The sequence below is a fragment of the Bacillus sp. ME78 genome, from assembly GCF_903970865.1.
In the GTDB taxonomy this organism is placed as follows: Bacteria; Bacillota; Bacilli; order Bacillales; family Bacillaceae_G; genus Bacillus_A; species Bacillus_A cereus.
This window is the reverse complement of sequence record NZ_CAJCKK010000042.1, coordinates 14,271-33,774: the sequence shown is the minus strand read 5'-3', so window position 1 is coordinate 33,774 and position 19,504 is coordinate 14,271. Positions and strand designations below refer to the sequence as shown.

The window sequence follows — 19,504 nt, the reverse complement described above, 5'->3', positions numbered from 1 at the left end:
CCTACGAGGAAAAAAGGATATGTAGAAGGTATGGTATTACACTACGGATCTTTTCAAACAGGTATTGGAGGAGGTCTTTGTCAGCTTTCGAATTTAATATATTGGATGACTTTACATACACCACTGACAGTAACAGAACGATATCGTCATAGCTTTGATGTCTTTCCTGATTCGAGGCGAACTCAACCGTTTGGGAGTGGAGCGACTTGTTCCTATAACTATTTGGATTTACAAATTAAAAATGAAACGGACCAACCGTATCAACTTCACCTTTATATGACAGATGAATATTTAGTTGGTGAATGGAGAACAGTCTATCCGCAACTTTATCAATATGAAGTGTATGAGAAAGAACACTCAATTCAACCTGCATACTGGGGCGGTTATATACGACATAATGTGATTCAACGTAAAGTATATAATCAACAGAAATAGTTAATAGAAGATCAATATGTAACGGAGAATCACGCTATAATGATGTATGAACCACTATTAGCTTGTAATAATGAGAATAGTGAGTAATATGGTAATCCATAGATTAAATAGTATAGAAAATATTTAATTCTTATTTTTATTAAAAAATATAAATCTCAGATTTACTGGATTTTGATTGTAACTAAGAACATATAAAAGTTCACTGTTATTTATTGGAGAGCATGTTTGTTTTTCTATCTTTTGTATTTCACTCTGCATAAAAAAATATTTCTCAACATTTTATTTGTTGAAAAAGATTGAATATTCGTATTATAACGAATATTATGTTGTTATCGGCAAAAAACGATAATTTGCAGACACTGGGGAGGAAATACATTGAAAAAGAAAAAGAAATTAAAACCATTAGCGGTATTAACAACAGCAGCGGTACTAAGTAGTACGTTTGCTTTTGGAGGTCACGCAGCGTATGCTGAGACACCAACATCATCTCTACCAATAGATGAGCACTTAATACCGGAGGAGCGTTTGGCAGAAGCGCTAAAACAACGGGGGGTAATTGATCAATCTGCATCACAAGCTGAGACGTCAAAGGCTGTCGAAAAATATGTTGAGAAAAAGAAAGGGGAAAACCCTGGGAAAGAAATCTTAACAGGAGATAGTCTTACACAAGAAGCTTCTGATTTTATGAAAAAAGTAAAAGATGCAAAGATGAAGGAAAATGAACAGGCACAGCAGCCTGAAGTAGGCCCAGTAGCTGGGCAAAGTGCTGGATTGAATCCAGGAAAATTAAATGGAAAAGTACCTACTACATCAGCGAAGCAAGAAGAATACAATGGAGCTGTTCGAAAAGATAAAGTACTTGTTTTACTTGTAGAATTTAGCGATTTTAAGCATAACAATATTGATCAAGAGCCAGGATACATGTATTCTAAGGACTTTAATCGTGAACATTATCAAAAAATGTTATTTGGTGATGAACCATTCACTTTATTTGATGGATCGAAGATTAACACATTTAAGCAATATTATGAAGAACAATCTGGTGGTAGCTATACAGTTGATGGGACTGTAACAGAGTGGCTTACTGTTCCAGGAAAAGCATCAGATTATGGTGCTGATGCGGGTACTGGTCATGATAACAAGGGGCCTTTAGGACCAAAAGATTTTGTGAAAGAAGCATTAAAAGCAGCGGTAGCAAAAGGAATCAATTTAGCAGACTATGACCAATTTGATCAATACGATCAAGATGGTGATGGAAATAAAAATGAGCCAGATGGAATTATTGATCATTTAATGGTTGTACATGCTGGCGTTGGTCAAGAAGCTGGCGGCGGTAAATTGAAAGATGATGCGATTTGGTCACATCGTTCAAAACTCGGTTCAAAACCATATGCAATTGATGGCACGAAATCTTCTGTTTCGAACTGGGGCGGAAAGATGGCTGCATACGATTATACAATCGAGCCTGAAGACGGAGCGGTTGGTGTGTTTGCACATGAGTATGGCCATGATTTAGGCTTACCAGATGAATATGATACAAAGTACTCAGGACAAGGTGAACCTGTTGAGTCATGGTCTATTATGAGTGGTGGTAGCTGGGCTGGAAAAATTGCAGGAACAGAGCCAACGAGTTTCTCACCACAAAATAAAGAGTTTTTCCAAAAGAATATGAAGGGGAATTGGGCGAATATCCTTGAAGTAGATTATGACAAACTTAGCAAAGGCATCGGTGTTGCGACATATGTAGATCAAAGTACTACAAAATCTAAACGACCTGGAATCGTTCGTGTTAACTTGCCGGACAAAGATATAAAAAATATCGAATCGGCGTTTGGTAAGAAGTTCTATTATAGTACAAAAGGAAATGACATTCATACAACACTTGAGACACCAGTATTTGACTTAACAAATGCAAAGGATGCTAAGTTCGATTATAAGGCATTTTACGAACTTGAAGCGAAGTATGATTTCCTTGACGTATATGCGATTGCAGAAGATGGAACGAAGACACGCATTGATAGAATGGGCGAAAAAGATGTAAAAGGCGGCGCGGATACAACTGATGGTAAATGGGTTGATAAATCATACGATTTAAGCCAATTCAAAGGAAAAAAAGTAAAACTGCAATTTGAGTACTTAACAGATATTGCAGTAGCTTATAAAGGATTTGCGTTAGATAATGCAGCCTTAACTGTAGATGGAAAAGTTGTTTTCTCTGATGATGCAGAAGGTCAGCCAGCAATGACGTTAAAAGGCTTTACTGTGTCTAACGGATTTGAACAGAAAAAACATAATTACTATGTAGAGTGGAGAAATTACGCTGGTTCTGACACTGCGTTACAACATGCACGTGGACCAGTATTTAATACAGGAATGGTTGTATGGTATGCGGATCAAAGCTTTACAGATAACTGGGTAGGCGTTCATCCAGGTGAAGGGTTCTTAGGAGTAGTAGATTCTCATCCAGAGGCAATTGTAGGGACATTAAACGGACAACCTACTGTGAAGAGCAGTACGCGTTATCAAATTGCCGATGCGGCATTCTCATTTGATCAAACGCCAGCATGGAAAGTAAATTCACCAACTCGCGGTATTTTTGATTATAAAGGATTACCAGGAGTGGCGAAATTTGATGATTCTAAGCAATATATCAACAGCATCATTCCTGATGCAGGACGTAAGTTGCCGAAACTAGGACTGAAGTTTGAAGTAGTAGGCCAAGCTGAAGACAAGTCTGCAGGTGCGGTTTGGCTTCATCGATAAAATAAGGTAAAACGAAGAGGAGCTGCCATAAGTCGGTGAAACTGACTAATGACAGCTCTTTTCTTCTTGTGAAAAAACTCTCTGTTTTTTTATGTACTTATTGGAAAAATTCGAAGTTTCTTTGATACATAAAATGCTCCGTCTGTCCAATTATAGAATCTATTTTGGACGTAAGCAATTTGTAAGTAATGAGTAAGAAAAAAGAGATTTTCATAGTATAAAATATTTATTATAGCTACTTTTAACACCTGATACTAATAGTGTGTTATAATATGAATTAGCAACAAAAAGGAAAGGAATTAGAACAATGACCTTAGAAAATACTAAAAATTTAAAAAAACAAGTTGCTCCTTTTGAAAAATCAACGATTAAAAAAAGTGTTTGGCAACTGATCAACACAATCGTGCCATTTATTATTTTATGGTACCTTGCTTATAAAAGTTTGTCAGTTTCTTATTGGTTAACATTAGTTCCAGCATTGTTAGCCGCTGGATTTATGACAAGGATTTTCATTATTTTTCATGATTGCACCCATTATTCGTTTTTTAAAAGTCGACGTGCAAATAGAATAATTGGAACGTGTATGGGTGTTTTAACATTATTCCCATTTGATCAGTGGGGGCATGAGCATTCTATTCACCACGCTACGAGTGGTAATTTGGATAAAAGGGGTACAGGAGATATTTGGACGCTTACAGTAGATGAATATGTAGCAGCACCATTTAGACTCCGTTTAGCATATCGTTTATATCGCAATCCATTCGTTATGTTTGGGTTAGGCCCGATTTATGTTTTCCTGCTTAAAAATAGATTTAACCGAAAAGGTGCTAGAAAAAAAGAACGTATGAACACTTATTTAACGAATATTTTAATCGTTGCTATTATAGGAATGCTTTGCTTGGCAATTGGATGGCAATCGTTTCTTTTAGTACATGGTTCTATATTTTTAATTGCAGGTTCAATAGGTATTTGGTTGTTTTACGTACAGCACACATTCGAGGATTCTTATTTTGAAGAAGATAAAGAGTGGGAATATGTGAAAGCGGCAGTGGAAGGAAGTTCTTTTTATAAACTTCCGAAAATTTTGCAATTCCTAACGGGTAATATTGGATTCCATCATGTTCACCATTTAAGTCCAAGAGTACCTAACTATAAACTAGAAGAGGCACACAACAATACGCTTCCTTTAAAAAATGTACCAACGATTACGCTTGCTACAAGCTTGCGTTCACTCCGTTTCCGTCTTTGGGATGAGAAAAGTAACAATTTTGTTAGCTTTAAAGATGTCAAAAATATAATTAAAAATAATGTTTCTGTTCGGGTGAAATCTGAACTATAATTGCATCGTATATAAAACTCCCCTTAATCATTTTCAATTTAAGGGGAGTTTTTGTTTAAAGAGTAGATGCCAGATTAGAAGAAAAATTACATAATTCAAATTGTAATTGAAGCAGATTAGGAATTGCTCGTACGTAAGTACAAATATAAGGTGACAATAAATACATTATGTTAACAAATGTATTTATCATGAATTTTCCATTACGATAACTGTTCATAAATCCGACGAAAATTAATAGCAAAAGGGGAATCGTACAACATTATATCCAAAAATAAGAAAAGACTTGAACGGAAATTCCATTCATTTTTCTTGGTGTTCCTCATTCCATACACTTAAATAGGACGCATATTCTAATTCATCTGGATTCTCATGTAACATAGAAATGAATTCTAATTTATTTCCATCACAATCTAGAAAGTATACACTTGCAGCAGGCATCCACCTTTGGACAATTGGCTCTTGATTTCCTTTTCCTTGACTTCCTATCACTGCTATTCCACGTTCCTCTAACCACGCTTTAGAAGTCATTAAAAACTCTAAATTTACACCAAAAGCAAAATGTCTCGGCTCAAAGTCTTCAATGTTATGTACTTCCCATAGTCCAAGCATTTGTTGTTTATTTTCTCCGACCCAAAAGAAAGCCACTCTTCTTTTGGAGAGTTTTCTTGCTAACGTTAATCCTAGCTTGTTTTGATAGAAATTTATTGCGTTTTCTAAATTTCTTACATGTAAATGAGTTTCGTATATGTTCTGTATTATGATGATCATTCCTTTCTTTATTGGTAACTACCAATTAAATAGTGAATGTAATTCTAAAGTTGAAACATGTATAAGCCTAGTAATGTACATCTATATCCGATATACCTATTTACTATTATATTGAAATTGGAATGTGATAAATCCCACTGAGGTAGTAAGTGTTTAAATGAACACTCTACTGCTTTTGTAGGAGAGGGGATATATCTATTAAATTCAGATGAAATCATATTTAAATAATGAAAAACGCTATTCTTTTCGTAAGAATAGCGTTTTTTTATGTTTTTAAGTTGGTGGCCATAGGGTAGAATTTGAAAAATGAGGATTTACAAAGCTAAGAAATTTAACTCCACAAAAAAATCGATTTCCTGTGGAGTTAAAGGAATCGACTTTTTTATTTACCTTGATATATTAACGCAGCTGTTAACTTAATAGTAAATAAGTATAATCCACTATTTCTCCCAAAGTTCGATCAATCGACCTTCAGGATCCTTAATCCAAATAAACTTTCCAAATTCACTGATTTCTTCTTTCTTCTCAAGAGGTACACCAATATTCTCAAGATGCTTTATAGTCTCGTTTAGATTATGTACTTCGAAATTTAACATCACTTGTTGTTCTTTTGGAAAATAATTGTCATTCTCTGTAAAGAAAGAAAAGATGGTCTCATTTCCTAACTGGGGTTTAATCACAGTTCCATTCCAATCTTCTATATCAAGTTTCAATACTTCACTGTACCATTTTTTTATAACGTCAAGATTCTTAGTTCTCCAAAATATTCCTCCAAAACCTTTTATCATCGTATCTAACTCCTGTCTGTCTTTAAATATATATTAAATATATCAAAACAAAACAGTAATAGTAAGCAGAATCATCAACTTATGAATAGTAAAAATAGTAATTGTTAGTATTATAGTATTTACTACATTAACACTTTCTACAACATCATTAGCAGAACTTGAAATTTCGGGAAAGGTATAGAAATGCTCATTTTTCAACTCAAAGTTCACCTGAGTAATCCAGAACTTAAAGTGTTATAAATAATTCTTTCAATAGTAGGGGGAAATGAGAGAAGGAACGATAAAAGACCACACATGAAGTGAAACGCCATGTGTGGTCTTTTATGTATCGTCAAATATTACGAAGTCTCGCTAATTTTAGTTTCACTATGAGTATTAGTAGAATTTCTTTTCTTAACTTTAAAGTGATAGTAAGTGTAGCAAAAGATGATAAATGGGACAGTGCAATAGATTCCAAGTCGTTGTTCTGGGATAAAAATAAGACTGATTAATATAATGCCATACAATCCAAAACCAAGAATTGGTACGAGTGGATAAAGTGGCGTTTTAAATTTTAAGTCTTCTAATTTTCCGCCGTCTGCTAAATAATGTTTGCGGAAAAAGAATTGAGAAACACAAATTGACATCCAAACAATAATGGTAATGACTCCGGAAATTGAAATGAGCCACAAGTAAACAGTTTCAGCAGCTACTACGCTTGTCAAAAGAGAAAAAGCAGAAATAGCTATCGTCATGATTAAAGCGTTGAGAGGAATCCCACGTGATGATAATTTCTTTAAAAAGGCTGGAGCCATTTCGTTTTTTGATAAAGACCAAAGCATTCGAGTAGCAGCGTATAGTCCTGAGTTTGCAACAGAAAGAACAGCAGTAAGAATAACAAAGTTCATAATATCAGCTGCATATGGAATACCGATATTATCAAAAACAGCAACGAATGGGCTCTTTGTTAATCCAGCTTCTTCCCAAGGAATTAAAGCAACAAGAACAAAGATTGCTAAGACGAAGAAAAACATCGTGCGCCATATAATATTTCTAATAGAACGAGGTAAAGTTTTTGCTGGATCTTCACTTTCACCTGCTGCGATTCCAACAAGTTCTGTACCTTGGAAGGAATAGTTGACTGTAACCATTGTTAAAAGAATAGCGGCAAGTCCATTTGGGAATAAACCACCATGATTTACGAAATTTGATAATAGCGGAGCGGGTTCGTCACCTTTTAAATCAATAAAACCGAACATAGCGGCGCCGCCAAGAATAATGAAAGCGATAATGGCAGATACTTTTATACTTGAAAACCAAAATTCTGTTTCTGCATAACTACGAGCAGATAACGCGTTAATAGTGAAGATTGTAACGCCAAATATTAAACACCAAACCCAAACAGGAATATCAGGAAACCAGCGCTGCATTGTAATGCCGGCAGTTGTAAATTCAAGACCGGTCGTATTCGCCCAGCTTAACCAATACAACCATCCGATTGTAAAGCCAGTTGCAGGATTGATGAACTTAGTGGCATATTCTTGGAAAGAACCTGAAACCGGCATGGCTACAGCAAGTTCACCAAGACATAGCATAACGAAATACATTAATAATCCACCGGCCATAAAGGCAAGTACGGATCCGCCAGGTCCAGCTTGACTTATAATAAAGCCAGATCCGTTAAATAACCCCGTTCCAATCACACCACCGAGTGCAATCATGAATAAGTGTCTACTTTTCATCGTCCGTTTTAATTCATTGTTTGTATTGCTTACTTGCGCCATTGTTTTCCTCACTTTCATAGTTGATAGAATAAAGTTTGATGTTTTTCCGTATTATGGAATGTATTCCGTGATGTGAAATCTTGTTATAATTTTCAGATAATTAAAAAGAAAAGTCAATATTTTTTTGTTTGCGTTTTCAATTCTTTGTTAGTGATATGTTTTTATTGTTAGAAAATTAAATAAATAGATTGATTTCATTTCGAATGTTTGCTAAATTGATAGTTAATTAAGCATACTAACATATTACGAGTAAAGTTGAGGCGAGTTATGGTACAGTCCATTGATCGAGCGATAAGTATTATTAAATTATTGAATTCTACAAATGAAAAAGAGTATTGGGCTATTTCTGATATAGCTGATGGAACACATCTCCCGGTTAGTACAGTACATAGATTACTTAACTCTTTAATGGAGCATGGGTTAGTTACACAAATTTCAGAGACAAAACAGTACAAAATTGGACCAATGTGGATGGAAATAGGGTTACGTCAATTGGAGAAGGTAGACTACAGATCTGTTGCAAGAGAAGTGATGAAACGTTTAGCTGCTGAAGTGGAGGAAAGTGTCTATTTAAATATTCCAAACGGAACACATTCTATTATCATTGAAAGAATTGATAGTCCTTTAAAAATTCGAGTTATCGATAATCTAGGGGAACAAATTCCACTTTCAATTGGTGCCGCAAATAAAACGATGCTTGCCAATATGAAAACGAATGAAATGGAACATATTGTAGAAAATTTACTTTCTTCATTACCAGAACAAAAGCAAATTCTTCTTAATCAAATAAAGCAAATAAAAAATGAAGGATATGCTGTCAGTTATGGTGAAAAAACAGAAGGGACAGCTTCAGTAGCTGCACCTATTATCGGATTTAATCATAAAGTAGTAGGAGCATTAAGTGTTGGGTTAATTAGTCATCGTATTAATGATGATCGACTATCTTTTCTTATTAGCAAGGTAAAACAAGCGGCTCATGAAATATCAATAAAAATCGGCAGTACATCAGAACTATAATTTTGATAGCTGTCGTCATTTTTTTATTCATATACTGGAATTAGTTTTCATAATGCGGAAAAATAGGGGGATTTATATGTCAAAGTGGCAATCAAAAGAACAATTGATTCAATTATTAAGCAGTCTTGTTGAAATTCCTAGTATTACCGGTTCAGAAGCTGAAGTAATATTGCCAGACTTTGTTGTGGAGCAGTTATCTGATTTACAGTACTTCAAAGAAAACCCGCATCATTTACAAAAAAATCCGACAGGGGACGGACGATATTTTGTTACAGCACTAGTAAAGAAAAGCGATAGTACCAAAAATACTGTAATTCTAGTAAGTCACTTTGATGTTGTAGATGTACAAGATTACGGAGTGTGGAAAGAAGATGCATTTAATCCTAAAAAGTTAACATCTATGTTTTATTCTCATAAAGATGAACTTCCAGACCATGTACGTGAAGATATAGAACATGGGGAATGGCTGTTTGGTAGAGGAACAATGGATATGAAATGCGGTCTAGCATTACAAATGGCAATGATTGAACAAGCATGTGAAGGAAGATTCAATGGGAATGTTCTTTTATTGGCTGTACCAGATGAAGAAGTGAATTCTGTAGGGATGAGGGCCGCTGTTCCAAGACTGTTAGATTTAGCTAGAGAGCATAACTTAGATTATAAAACGGTCTTAAACTCAGAGCCTATGTTTTCAAGACATCCTGGTGACCAAAATAAGTATATTTACACTGGCTCTATTGGTAAAGTGTTACCTGGTTTTCTTTGCTATGGAAAAGAGACACATGTAGGTGAACCTTTTGCAGGCTTAAATGGGAGTTATATGGCTTCATTAATAACAGCAGAATTAGAGTTAAACACAGACCTTTGTGATATTGTAGAAGGTGAAGCGAGTCCTCCGCCAACTAACTTACTTCAAAGGGACTTAAAGGAGGATTATTCTGTACAAATTCCGCATCGTGCAGTTACATTATTTAATTTGTTTTTATTAGAAAAATCAATGACAGATGTAGTTTCATTATTACGTCAAAAAGTAACGAAAGTAGCAGAGAAAATAGAAGAGTCGTATGAAAAACATGCATATCGTTTTTCTAAATATAATCCATTTATACCACCTAATCTTAAAGTAAATGTATTAACTTATGAAGAGCTTATCACATATGCAATTGAGCAACATGGACAAGAAAAAATAAATCATATTCAATCTAATATTATAAAAAATAGAGAGGATAAAGATGATCGTGCGGTAACGATTGATTTAGTAGATAAATTAGCGATTTTATGTAAAGAAAAGGCACCGATGATTGTACTTTTCTTCGCTCCGCCGTACTATCCAGCTGTGAGTTCACGCAACAATCCTTTAATAAAAGAGGTAGTTGTAGAAATGGAAAAGTATGCACACTACAATCATAAGATTACATTTGAAAACCAAAATTATTTTGGGGGGATTTCAGATTTAAGCTATGTAGGCTTGCAGTATCCACTGGATTCAATGAGTTCGCTTGTAGACAATATGCCATTATGGGATAAAGGTTATTCAATTCCGCTTCAGGAATTAGAAGAGTTTGATGTTCCAGTATTAAATATGGGGCCGGTAGGAAAAGATGCACATCAATGGACAGAACGTCTAGATGTAAACTACGCATTTGAAACACTAATAGATATGTTACCGAAATGCATTGAAAAATTATTAGTTTCTAATAAAATTACACAATCATAGTAGGGAATAGGTAAGGGATAAAACAGAACCTTTAAAGAAGATTTGAATTAAATTATTTTAATATAATTAAAAAGTGGAACGGCCAAGCTCAATTTTATATGAGTTTGGCCGTTTATCATGTAGTGAATTTTTAATTAAAATTATGTGAATTCATAGCTAACGTAATCTCTTTTATAGTTTTATTTTTTAGTTTGACCAGATAGTTCAACAGACTTTTGCGTACAACGCTGCATAGCTGAAATAATCGCTGTTCGTAATCCTTTTTCCTCTAATGTTGCTACAGCTTCTATTGTCGTTCCGCCAGGAGAACAAACCATATCTTTCAATTCACCTGGATGTATTCCTGTTTCTAGTACCATTTTTGCAGAGCCTAACACAGCTTGAGCAGCGAATTTATATGCTTGATTTCTTGGCATACCATCTAGTACAGCAGCATCTGCCATCGCTTCTATAATCATATATACATAAGCTGGTGAAGAACCACTTACGGATGTGACAACATCCATTAATTTTTCACTTACGATCTCTGTTTGACCAAAACTATTGAAAATGTTTAGTACATCTTCTAAATCTTTTTCTGTCACCATTTCATTTGGGCATAATGCAGACATTCCTTCTCCAACAAGAGCAGGAGTATTAGGCATTACTCTTACAACCTTTACTTTTTTATTAAAGGCATTTTCAGTACTTTCAATACTTTTCCCAGCAGCGATCGTAACGATGATAGCATCGTTTTTGATTACTTCTTTTATTTCATTAATTATTGATGAATATAGGTCTGGTTTGATTGATAAAATTAAAATATCAGCATTTTTAGCTACTTTATTGTTGTCGGTAGTTGTAGTTAGCCCATATTTTTCACTAGCATTTTTTAAATTAGCAGTGTTTAAATCTGAACAAATAATATGATTTGAAGACACTATATTTTTGTTTATCATTCCGCCAATCATAGCCATTCCCATATTTCCGCAACCGATGAATCCAATTTGTTTATCCATAATAACTCAATCTTGCTCCTTTTATAATCAATTATATCGGTTTGATATTATTTTCTTAGAATAAGAATAACATCCCTGTGCAATATAAAGAAACATTCTAAGAGAATATATTCCTTTTTGCAACACTAAAAGATAAAAATTAATTATATTCGACATTATGTAAATATATACACTATAATGTAAGGTTTTATGTTTATGAATATGAGTTAAACTTATATCATTTTGTATTTTCATTCAGTAGGGCGATAATTTCATACAAATAACTTGCGGCTCTATTTATTTTTAAAAATACCTCTTGACACCGAATCGAACTATATCGCATAATATAAAAAAATTAGATTGAAAATCGTTGAAGGGAATTAGTACATATGTCTTCTTGCGAAAGAGAGTGGAATTCACCGGCTGAAAGATTCCTCGTATAGAATATATCGAACCTATCCCTGAGTCTTAAATGAAAGTTTAGGCGTTCGCCTGCGTTATAGGCACCAAGTGGATATCTATGTATATCAATTAAGGTGGTACCGCGGAACAATGACCGTTTCGTCCTTTTTATTTTATTAAGGGCGAAGCGGTCATTTTTATTTTGCTCTTAAATACCTCATTGCAGCATTGATGAGAATAGATATAGTTGCAAAGTGAATGAAGTGTAAATTATAAAAACTTTGATTTTAGACTTGGGGGATAAAAAAGTGAAAAAACAACGAATTGTTGTAAAGATTGGAAGTAGTTCCTTGGCAGATAGTCATGGAGGCATCTCTACAGAACAGCTTTCAGATCACGTTGCCGCATTGGCTCGGTTGAAAGCTGATGGGCACGAGGTTGTGTTAATTACATCTGGAGCCGTCGCTGCAGGTTTTTCAGCGCTAGGATATCCTAGCAGACCAGTAACGATTAAAGGGAAACAGGCTGCAGCAGCTGTCGGACAAAGTTTGTTAATGCAGGCGTACACGGAGGAATTCCGTAAATATGGCATCGTTACTGCGCAACTTTTGTTGACGAGAAGTGATTTTTCTAGAAAAGAACAGTATAGTAATGCTTACGCTACGTTAGGAGAATTATTAAACCGTTCCGCTCTTCCAATTATTAATGAAAATGATTCCATCTCTTTAGAGGAGCTGACGTTCGGTGATAATGATATGCTGTCAGCTTTAGTAAGCGGGCTTGTTTCGGCGGATATGCTTATGATCTTTACAGATGTGAACGGGTTATATGACAAAAATCCTCAGAAAAATGCGGATGCAAAAAAATATTATTTTCTTCCTGAAGTTACGGAAGAAATTTCTTCTCTTGCAGGAGATGCTGGCTCAAAACTTGGGACTGGCGGTATGAAATCAAAAATCGATGCTGCAAAGACAGCACTTTCTCTTGGTGTGAGTGTATTTATCGGAACAGGACGTGGACAGGAAAAGTTTGTAGATGTTTTGAAGGGTAAGGGTGATGGAACGTATGTCGGTAATGCTCCTCAAAAAGAAATGAAGATGAACAAGCAATGGATTGCCTTGCATTCGCTTGTTAGCGGACAAATTGAAGTAGATGCTGGGGCAGCTACTGCCATCATTCAGCATGGTAAGAGTTTACTTCCAGCTGGTGTTACGAATGTATCAGGATTTTTCCAAGTGGGTGAAGTTGTAGAGGTTGTAACGCAACAAGGGCGCGTAATAGGAAAAGGACAATGCACATATAGTGCAGAGGAACTAAGAGATGTAAAAGGTATGCAAAGCCAAGATATTCAAGTAAGAGGCGAGAGACATAGTTATGAAGTCATCCATAGGGATCATTGGGTTTCACTTTAAAAAGGAGGAAATAAAAATGAATGAAGTGTTGGCAAAGGGGATAAAAGCAAAAGAGGTTGTTAGGGAACTTGTACTAAAATCTACAAATCAAAAAAACGAAGCACTTGCTGCAATTGCAAATCAATTAATAAGTGAAACAGCTTATATTTTAGAGGAAAATAAACGGGATATAGAAGAAGGTAAGGCAAAAGGGTTTTCTGATTCTCTCATTGATCGCCTTATGCTGAATGAACAGCGTATTGTTGATATGACAGAAGGGATTAAGCAGCTAATTGAATTACGTGATCCTGTAGGAGAATGTGTAAGTGCATGGGAAAGGCCAAATGGACTATCTATTCAGGAAATGCGCGTACCACTTGGTGTTGTTGGGATGATTTATGAGGCAAGACCGAATGTAACAGTGGATGCTGCTACAATTTGTTTGAAAACAGGAAACGCAGTCATATTACGTGGTAGTTCTTCTGCTATTCATTCTAATAAAGCGATCGTTGCCGTTATTCACAGGGCGCTCAAACAAACAAGCTTACCTCAAGAAAGCGTCCAGCTTATAGAAGATACAACGCGAGATAGCGCAAAGCAGTTGTTTACAATGAAGGATTATCTAGACGTTCTTATTCCAAGAGGTGGCAAACAATTAATCGATACTGTTGTGAGAGAAGCGTCTGTTCCAGTACTTGAAACAGGTGCGGGAAATTGTCATATTTTCATTGATGAAACAGCGGATAAACAAATGGCATTGGATATTATTGTAAATGCAAAAACGCAGCGTCCATCTGTATGTAATGCGATTGAAACGATTGTTCTTCATGAGAAGTGGGCAGAGAAATATGGTAGCGAGTTGTTTTCTTCTTTGAAGGGTAGAGGCGTGGAGCTACGTGGTGATCAAAAAGCATTTGCAATGGATTCTTCAATTGTACTTGCTTCAGAAGAAGACTGGGGGACAGAATTTTTATCTCTTACACTAGCAGTGAAAGTGGTTTCCACTGTTGAAGAAGCGATTCATCATATAAATACGTATGGATCTATGCATTCTGAAGCAATTATTACTGAAAACGAGGAAAACGTCAGCAAGTTTTTTACTTCTGTAGATGCCGCGGCACTTTATCATAATGCATCGACTCGTTTTACAGATGGATCCGAATTTGGATTCGGAGCGGAAATTGGTATCAGTACACAAAAGTTACACGTAAGAGGACCAATGGGGCTTCCAGCATTAACTTCTACAAAATATGTGATTCGTGGAAATGGACAAATTCGAAAATAATAATAAAAGACACTCAATTGGCCTGAGTGTCTTTTATTATAAAAATTATTTACCATACAAATAGCCCAACGAGCATAGCACTTAATAAAGAAACAGCCATCCCGCTAACAAGAAGCTTCCAAACATTTTTACCGATGACTGATGATTTTTCTCCGCCAAATAATGAATTGTAAGTTCCGTAAATCATACCTACTGTACTAAAGTTAGCAAAAGAAGCTAGAAATGTCGTTGCAACCGCAACCGTATGCGGTTGTAGCGACTTTAAGTTTGATTTTAAATCCATCATTGCAACAAATTCATTCGTCGTTATTTTGATCCCCATTAATTCAGCTACGTACATAGCATCACTGCCTGATAAACCGAGTAAAAATGCAAAAGGACTAAAGATAATGGAGAAGATTTTTTGAATTGTTAACCCCGTTACAAAAAAGCCTAAAATCCCATTTAAACATGCTGTTAAAGCTACATATCCAATTACCATGGCTAAAATAACGATAACCATATTCATCCCGACTAACATACTGTTTGAAATAGTAGAAAAGAAATCTTTTTTTTCATGTTTGGAAGGTGTGTAAACAACGTCTTCTTCTTTCGAAACTTCCACAGGATTTAATACATTGGCTAAAATTAATGCGTTAATACAGTTTAATGGGATTGCACTGAAAATATATGTTGCTGGAACCATTGATAAATAAGCACCAAGAATGGATCCGCTAACGCTACTCATACTCATAATTCCAAAAGTTAATAATCGATTTTCTTTTAAAACAGATAATTGATCACGAACAACCGCAAGTGCTTCGGTGTTTCCTAAAAACATCATTTGAATGGAAAAGAAACTTTCTAACTTTGGCAAACGAGAAATTTTTGAAATAACTGCACCTACTTTATCAATAATCCAAGTTAAGATTCCAAAATAAGAAAGAATATCAAAGAACGTGATAACAAAAATGATAGGAAGTAACGCGCTAAAGAAGAAATCAATGTGTGGACTGTCCATAGCGGAAGGAAATGCAAATCGAATTCCTTCATTCGCACATGCCAGTAGCCAACTGAAAAATGACGCAATTTTATTAATGATAATACTGCCTAGCTTTGTGCCCAACATAAACCACGTAATAAAAAGCTCCAATATGATGAGGATTACAATTGGTCTCCATTTTATATGTTTTTTATTAGGCGAACATAAGAAAACGATTAATATGACAACGAAAATCCCTAACATATTTAATATGAAATGCATGTCAACCACTCCTTGAGCTTTATTATTTGTATATAAAAAAGCTCTTATTCTTCTTAATTTAGAATGAATGTGGTTTAATTTATATTTTTGTAAATTCTAAAAGAATAGAAGGTAAAATTCGATAAAAATAGAATTTAATACATAGCAAACAAGGAGGGGATAAAAATGGAGGTCTATCACATAAAGAGTAAAAAGAGGGAAACATACAACGTTCAGGTGAAATATTCGATACTTTTCGAATGTGCACTTGGCATTGCAGCAATTACTCATAAAAGGTTAATTGATACACTTGAAAAGACTGAAAGTGAATGGGAAGGAATTAGACAATCATTAACAAATGAGATGAGAGAACACTTACAGTTTGTAGAAGAACATAATACGTGGAAAGCATTGCTTCAGTTGTTGTATGAAGAGGATTTTCAGGATTTATCGCAGTTTCATGCTAAAATCGATTCACTTTCAGAAGAAGATTTGAAGTATATATGTTTACCGTTTTTAGGAGAGAAGTATGAAGAGAAAAGACGTTTAGCTGCAACGGGAGTTGTATGTGCAATACACGAACTAAAGGAACTAACAGATGATCATCAGTTTTATTCTACTTATATTCGCTTTATATGTGATGTAGATGTACAAGTGCTGAAATCTCATTTAATTGCTGTTATGACAGGTTGGTATGAGAGTGTAATTAAGAAAGAGGAAGAAGAAATATTTTCTATATTAAAACGAGATTATGAAGCAAAAAATGAAATGAATAAAAAGATGAAGCCGGAAGAGTTTGTCGAATGGGCGACTGGCGGAGTGAACTATATGCCAGAGCCAAGTGTTCATCACGTACTTCTTATTCCGCAAATGACGTACAGACCGTGGAATATTGAAGCAGATATTGAAGATACGAAAGTATTTCATTATCCAGTTGCGAATGAAAGCATTCATCCCGAAGATCCGTATGAGCCGAATTATTTTTTAGTTCAAAAACATAAGGCTCTTGGGGATGAAGCGAGATTGCGAATTGTAAAAATGTTGTTTGAAAAAGAACGTACTTTACAGGAAATAACGGAAAGATTGCAGCTTGGAAAATCGACAGTACACCATCATTTGAAATTGTTACGTGCAGCGAAGTTAGTTGATATACATGACGGAAAGTATGTATTAAGGAAGAAAGCAGTGCAGTCGTTAGCAAAAGAATTAGAAGCGTTTTTGAATAGATAATATGCAACAAGAATGTACATAAAGGGAGGAATTTAAGAGAAAAGTTGGTGAGCTATAGTGAAGAGTGTATTGAAAAATCGTTCTTTCTTTTTTATGTGGATTGGTAGTGCAATCTCAGAATTAGGAGGGGCTTTCGGAACGTTATGTAATTCAATTCTAGTATATGAATTAACAGGATCGGAAATGGCTTTAAGTAGTATGTGGCTATTATATTTCATCCCATCACTCATATTGCAATTAATAAGTGGCCCATTTATTGATAAATGGAGCCGGAAGTGGATTATGATTTGTTCACAATGGATACGAGCGTCCGTATTCTTATTACCTTTGGTGATGCTAGTTACAGGTAGTATAGAAGTTTGGCACATTTATGTTGTTCAAATTGTAGTAGGACTTATTACACCACTTTATACACCTGCAAGTCAAGCAATTACACCGAGCATTGTAGGGAAAGAACAACTTCAAGATGCAAATGCGTACATTGATGGAATGACTCGCCTTATGATGTTTCTTGCGCCAGTATTAGGCGGAGTAGTCATTCATTTGATTGGAACAGAACTTACATTATCTTTCGTATGTATTTGTCTATTTGTTAGTGGTGCTTTCTTATTTTATATAAAAGAAAATAGAACGTCGCAACCTATTCGGAAAACGTGGCTAGAACAATTTCTTCACGGTTTTACATATTTTTTCACAAAACCAATCATCGTTTGGCTCGGTATATTTCTTACTTTCGTGCAATTTGGAGTTGGGGTAACGATGGTCACAAATCTTCCTTATATAAAAGACGAGCTATCAGCGGGATATGCGGAATATGGTTATTTTATGGCCGGATTCCCACTTGGCTATGTAGTTGGATCTATACTAGTCGGAAAAGTAACATATAAAAGCCGGCGTATACTTATGCTCGGAGGATTGTTTATAGGGGGACTCACATACATTTCATTAGGATTCAATCATAGTATTATCATTGCAATAATAATTGAAGTAATAGCAGGGATTTGTATTGCATTTTTCAATGTTCATAACACGACAATATGCCAACAAACCGTCCCAAATAATATGATAGGACAAGTATTTTCAGTGCGTTTATTTTTTATACGATCCGCTATGCCATTAGGTGTGTTAGTAGGGGGAATATTGAGTGAAATGTGGGGAGTAAGAGCGCTATATGTAATCATCGGTGCAATTATATGTGTTACATCTTTAATAGGGATGTTACTTCCATATTTCAAATTTTTAGATGAGGCGATAGAAAAGAAATCAGCATAATTCAAAAAATTAAAACTTTACAATTGAAAATAATTATCATAATCAATTATAATAGAAGAATACTAGTATTCGTATAACAAAGAGGGAGTGGGATATATGTTTATCGAAACGAAAACATTTACAGTAAAAGAAGGTACATCAAATATAGTTGTAGAACGTTTCACTGGAGAAGGTATTATTGAAAAATTTGAAGGCTTCATCGATTTAAGTGTTCTTGTGAAAAAAGTAAGACGCGGCGACGAAGAAGTTGTCGTAATGATTCGCTGGGAATCTGAAGAAGCATGGAAAAACTGGGAAACAAGTGAAGAACATTTAGCTGGACATAGAGCAGGCCGTGGTAAACCAAAACCAGATCATATTATTAATGTGGATCATGCAGTTTATTATGTAAAATCATCGAAAGCGGCTTATCAGCAGTCGTAATATATAAGTAGAGGATACATGTTGTAGAAGCAAACATGTATCCTCTTTTTTTATTACTGGGGGGATGTAAATGATAGAAAATCTTTCATTCATTTAAAAAACGTTCTAGGCTATAGAAAAAAATATTAGACTTATAAAGCATAGTCTTAGATGGAACGCTTGAATAGCTTGCCTTACATATTTAAGTGTTATGAAAATGAGTCTATATACCTTCTGTTTAAAAGGAGATGAGTACATGAAGCTGAATCATTTAAATTTATGTGTTGATGATTTATCGGAAGCGAGACATTTCTTTGAAACATTTTTTGATTTTCAATTTTTGGAGCAAAAAGGGAAAGCACTTGTAGTTATGAGTGATGAGAGTGGATTTATACTTGTGCTAAGTGATCCAAAAGCATTTAAAGGGAATAAGGAAGTTACGTATCCGGAAGCTTTTCATATTGGTTTTTTAGTGGATACTTCAAATGAAGTTGATCAAGCGTATAATCGTTTAGTAGCAGGCGGCATTGAAATAGATAAGGAACCTTATTCGATGCGAGGTAGTAGTTATGGTTTTTATTTTACAGTATTTAATGGCTTATTAATTGAAGTGTCTTGTCTTGATTATAGAGAAGGTAAGAAAGTTTCAAAGCTTAATAGTAATCACCAAGAGTAATCATTTGAAGGTGTATATTTAGCCCCTTATCCAGTTTGGAAAGGGGCTTGTTTATTT

At 35.0% G+C, this 19,504-nt stretch carries 15 protein-coding genes, 1 pseudogene and 1 other annotated feature; of the genes and pseudogenes, 11 read left to right on the top strand and 5 right to left on the bottom strand.

Going from position 1 to position 19,504, the window contains the following annotated elements:
• The 3 genes and pseudogenes from H6481_RS26140 to H6481_RS26130 form a co-directional block, all read left to right on the top strand.
• Positions 1 to 522: pseudogene (locus tag H6481_RS26140) on the top strand (VanW family protein); the annotation flags it as partial.
• Positions 523 to 810: 288 nt separating this feature from the next.
• A complete protein-coding gene (locus H6481_RS26135) occupies positions 811 to 3,198 on the top strand; it encodes an immune inhibitor A domain-containing protein (protein ID WP_000727447.1) in 2,388 nt (795 codons plus the stop codon).
• A 307-nt stretch (positions 3,199 to 3,505) separates the two neighbouring features.
• Positions 3,506 to 4,537, top strand: a complete 1,032-nt coding sequence (locus H6481_RS26130) for a fatty acid desaturase (protein ID WP_182813605.1) — start codon at positions 3,506 to 3,508, stop codon at positions 4,535 to 4,537.
• A gap of 300 nt (positions 4,538 to 4,837) precedes the next feature.
• Here H6481_RS26130 and H6481_RS26125 read toward each other — a convergent pair whose 3' ends face one another.
• From H6481_RS26125 to H6481_RS26115, 3 genes are all read right to left on the bottom strand, one after another.
• A complete protein-coding gene (locus tag H6481_RS26125; protein ID WP_069356642.1) occupies positions 4,838 to 5,296 on the bottom strand; it encodes a VOC family protein in 459 nt (152 codons plus the stop codon).
• 449 nt (positions 5,297 to 5,745) lie between these two features.
• Positions 5,746 to 6,093 carry a glyoxalase/bleomycin resistance/dioxygenase family protein gene (locus H6481_RS26120; protein WP_016081144.1) on the bottom strand — a complete coding sequence of 116 codons (348 nt, stop codon included), beginning with the start codon at positions 6,091 to 6,093 and terminating at the stop codon, positions 5,746 to 5,748.
• A 338-nt stretch (positions 6,094 to 6,431) separates the two neighbouring features.
• Complete coding sequence (locus H6481_RS26115; RefSeq protein WP_000079995.1) at positions 6,432 to 7,856, bottom strand: amino acid permease; 1,425 nt, start codon at positions 7,854 to 7,856, stop codon at positions 6,432 to 6,434.
• Positions 7,857 to 8,123: 267 nt separating this feature from the next.
• Here H6481_RS26115 and H6481_RS26110 point away from each other — a divergent pair, with 267 nt between their 5' ends.
• Positions 8,124 to 8,873, top strand: coding sequence for an IclR family transcriptional regulator (locus tag H6481_RS26110; protein WP_000250751.1), 750 nt, complete (start codon positions 8,124 to 8,126; stop codon positions 8,871 to 8,873).
• 52 nt (positions 8,874 to 8,925) lie between these two features.
• The gene (locus tag H6481_RS26105; RefSeq protein ID WP_182813602.1) at positions 8,926 to 10,590 is read left to right on the top strand and encodes a M20 family metallopeptidase; all 1,665 of its coding nucleotides are present in this window, start codon (positions 8,926 to 8,928) and stop codon (positions 10,588 to 10,590) included.
• A 179-nt stretch (positions 10,591 to 10,769) separates the two neighbouring features.
• Here H6481_RS26105 and proC read toward each other — a convergent pair whose 3' ends face one another.
• Entirely contained in the window at positions 10,770 to 11,588 is an 819-nt protein-coding gene (gene proC / locus H6481_RS26100; RefSeq protein ID WP_098853144.1) for a pyrroline-5-carboxylate reductase, read from the bottom strand.
• A 340-nt stretch (positions 11,589 to 11,928) separates the two neighbouring features.
• Positions 11,929 to 12,139, top strand: a binding site (T-box leader).
• A gap of 138 nt (positions 12,140 to 12,277) precedes the next feature.
• Here proC and proB point away from each other — a divergent pair.
• Both proB and H6481_RS26090 read left to right on the top strand, forming a co-directional pair.
• A complete protein-coding gene (gene proB / locus H6481_RS26095) occupies positions 12,278 to 13,381 on the top strand; it encodes a glutamate 5-kinase (protein WP_106824773.1) in 1,104 nt (367 codons plus the stop codon).
• Positions 13,382 to 13,397: 16 nt separating this feature from the next.
• A complete protein-coding gene (locus tag H6481_RS26090; RefSeq protein WP_053564146.1) occupies positions 13,398 to 14,645 on the top strand; it encodes a glutamate-5-semialdehyde dehydrogenase in 1,248 nt (415 codons plus the stop codon).
• A 49-nt stretch (positions 14,646 to 14,694) separates the two neighbouring features.
• On the opposite strand, the gene H6481_RS26085 is transcribed toward H6481_RS26090, so the two are convergent.
• Positions 14,695 to 15,888 carry a nucleoside transporter C-terminal domain-containing protein gene (locus tag H6481_RS26085; RefSeq protein WP_000545482.1) on the bottom strand — a complete coding sequence of 398 codons (1,194 nt, stop codon included), beginning with the start codon at positions 15,886 to 15,888 and terminating at the stop codon, positions 14,695 to 14,697.
• Between the two features lie 165 nt (positions 15,889 to 16,053).
• On the opposite strand from H6481_RS26085, the gene H6481_RS26080 reads away from it, so the two are divergent.
• From H6481_RS26080 to H6481_RS26065, 4 genes are all read left to right on the top strand, one after another.
• The gene (locus tag H6481_RS26080; protein ID WP_048565498.1) at positions 16,054 to 17,097 is read left to right on the top strand and encodes a metalloregulator ArsR/SmtB family transcription factor; all 1,044 of its coding nucleotides are present in this window, start codon (positions 16,054 to 16,056) and stop codon (positions 17,095 to 17,097) included.
• 57 nt (positions 17,098 to 17,154) lie between these two features.
• Positions 17,155 to 18,369 (top strand): MFS transporter, encoded by a 1,215-nt coding sequence (locus H6481_RS26075; protein ID WP_000843810.1) that lies wholly within the window; start codon positions 17,155 to 17,157, stop codon positions 18,367 to 18,369.
• 96 nt (positions 18,370 to 18,465) lie between these two features.
• A complete protein-coding gene (hmoA, locus tag H6481_RS26070; RefSeq protein WP_000469496.1) occupies positions 18,466 to 18,792 on the top strand; it encodes a heme-degrading monooxygenase HmoA in 327 nt (108 codons plus the stop codon).
• A 235-nt stretch (positions 18,793 to 19,027) separates the two neighbouring features.
• The gene (locus H6481_RS26065) at positions 19,028 to 19,447 is read left to right on the top strand and encodes a VOC family protein (protein WP_000773084.1); all 420 of its coding nucleotides are present in this window, start codon (positions 19,028 to 19,030) and stop codon (positions 19,445 to 19,447) included.
• The last annotated feature ends 57 nt before the right edge of the window (positions 19,448 to 19,504 follow it).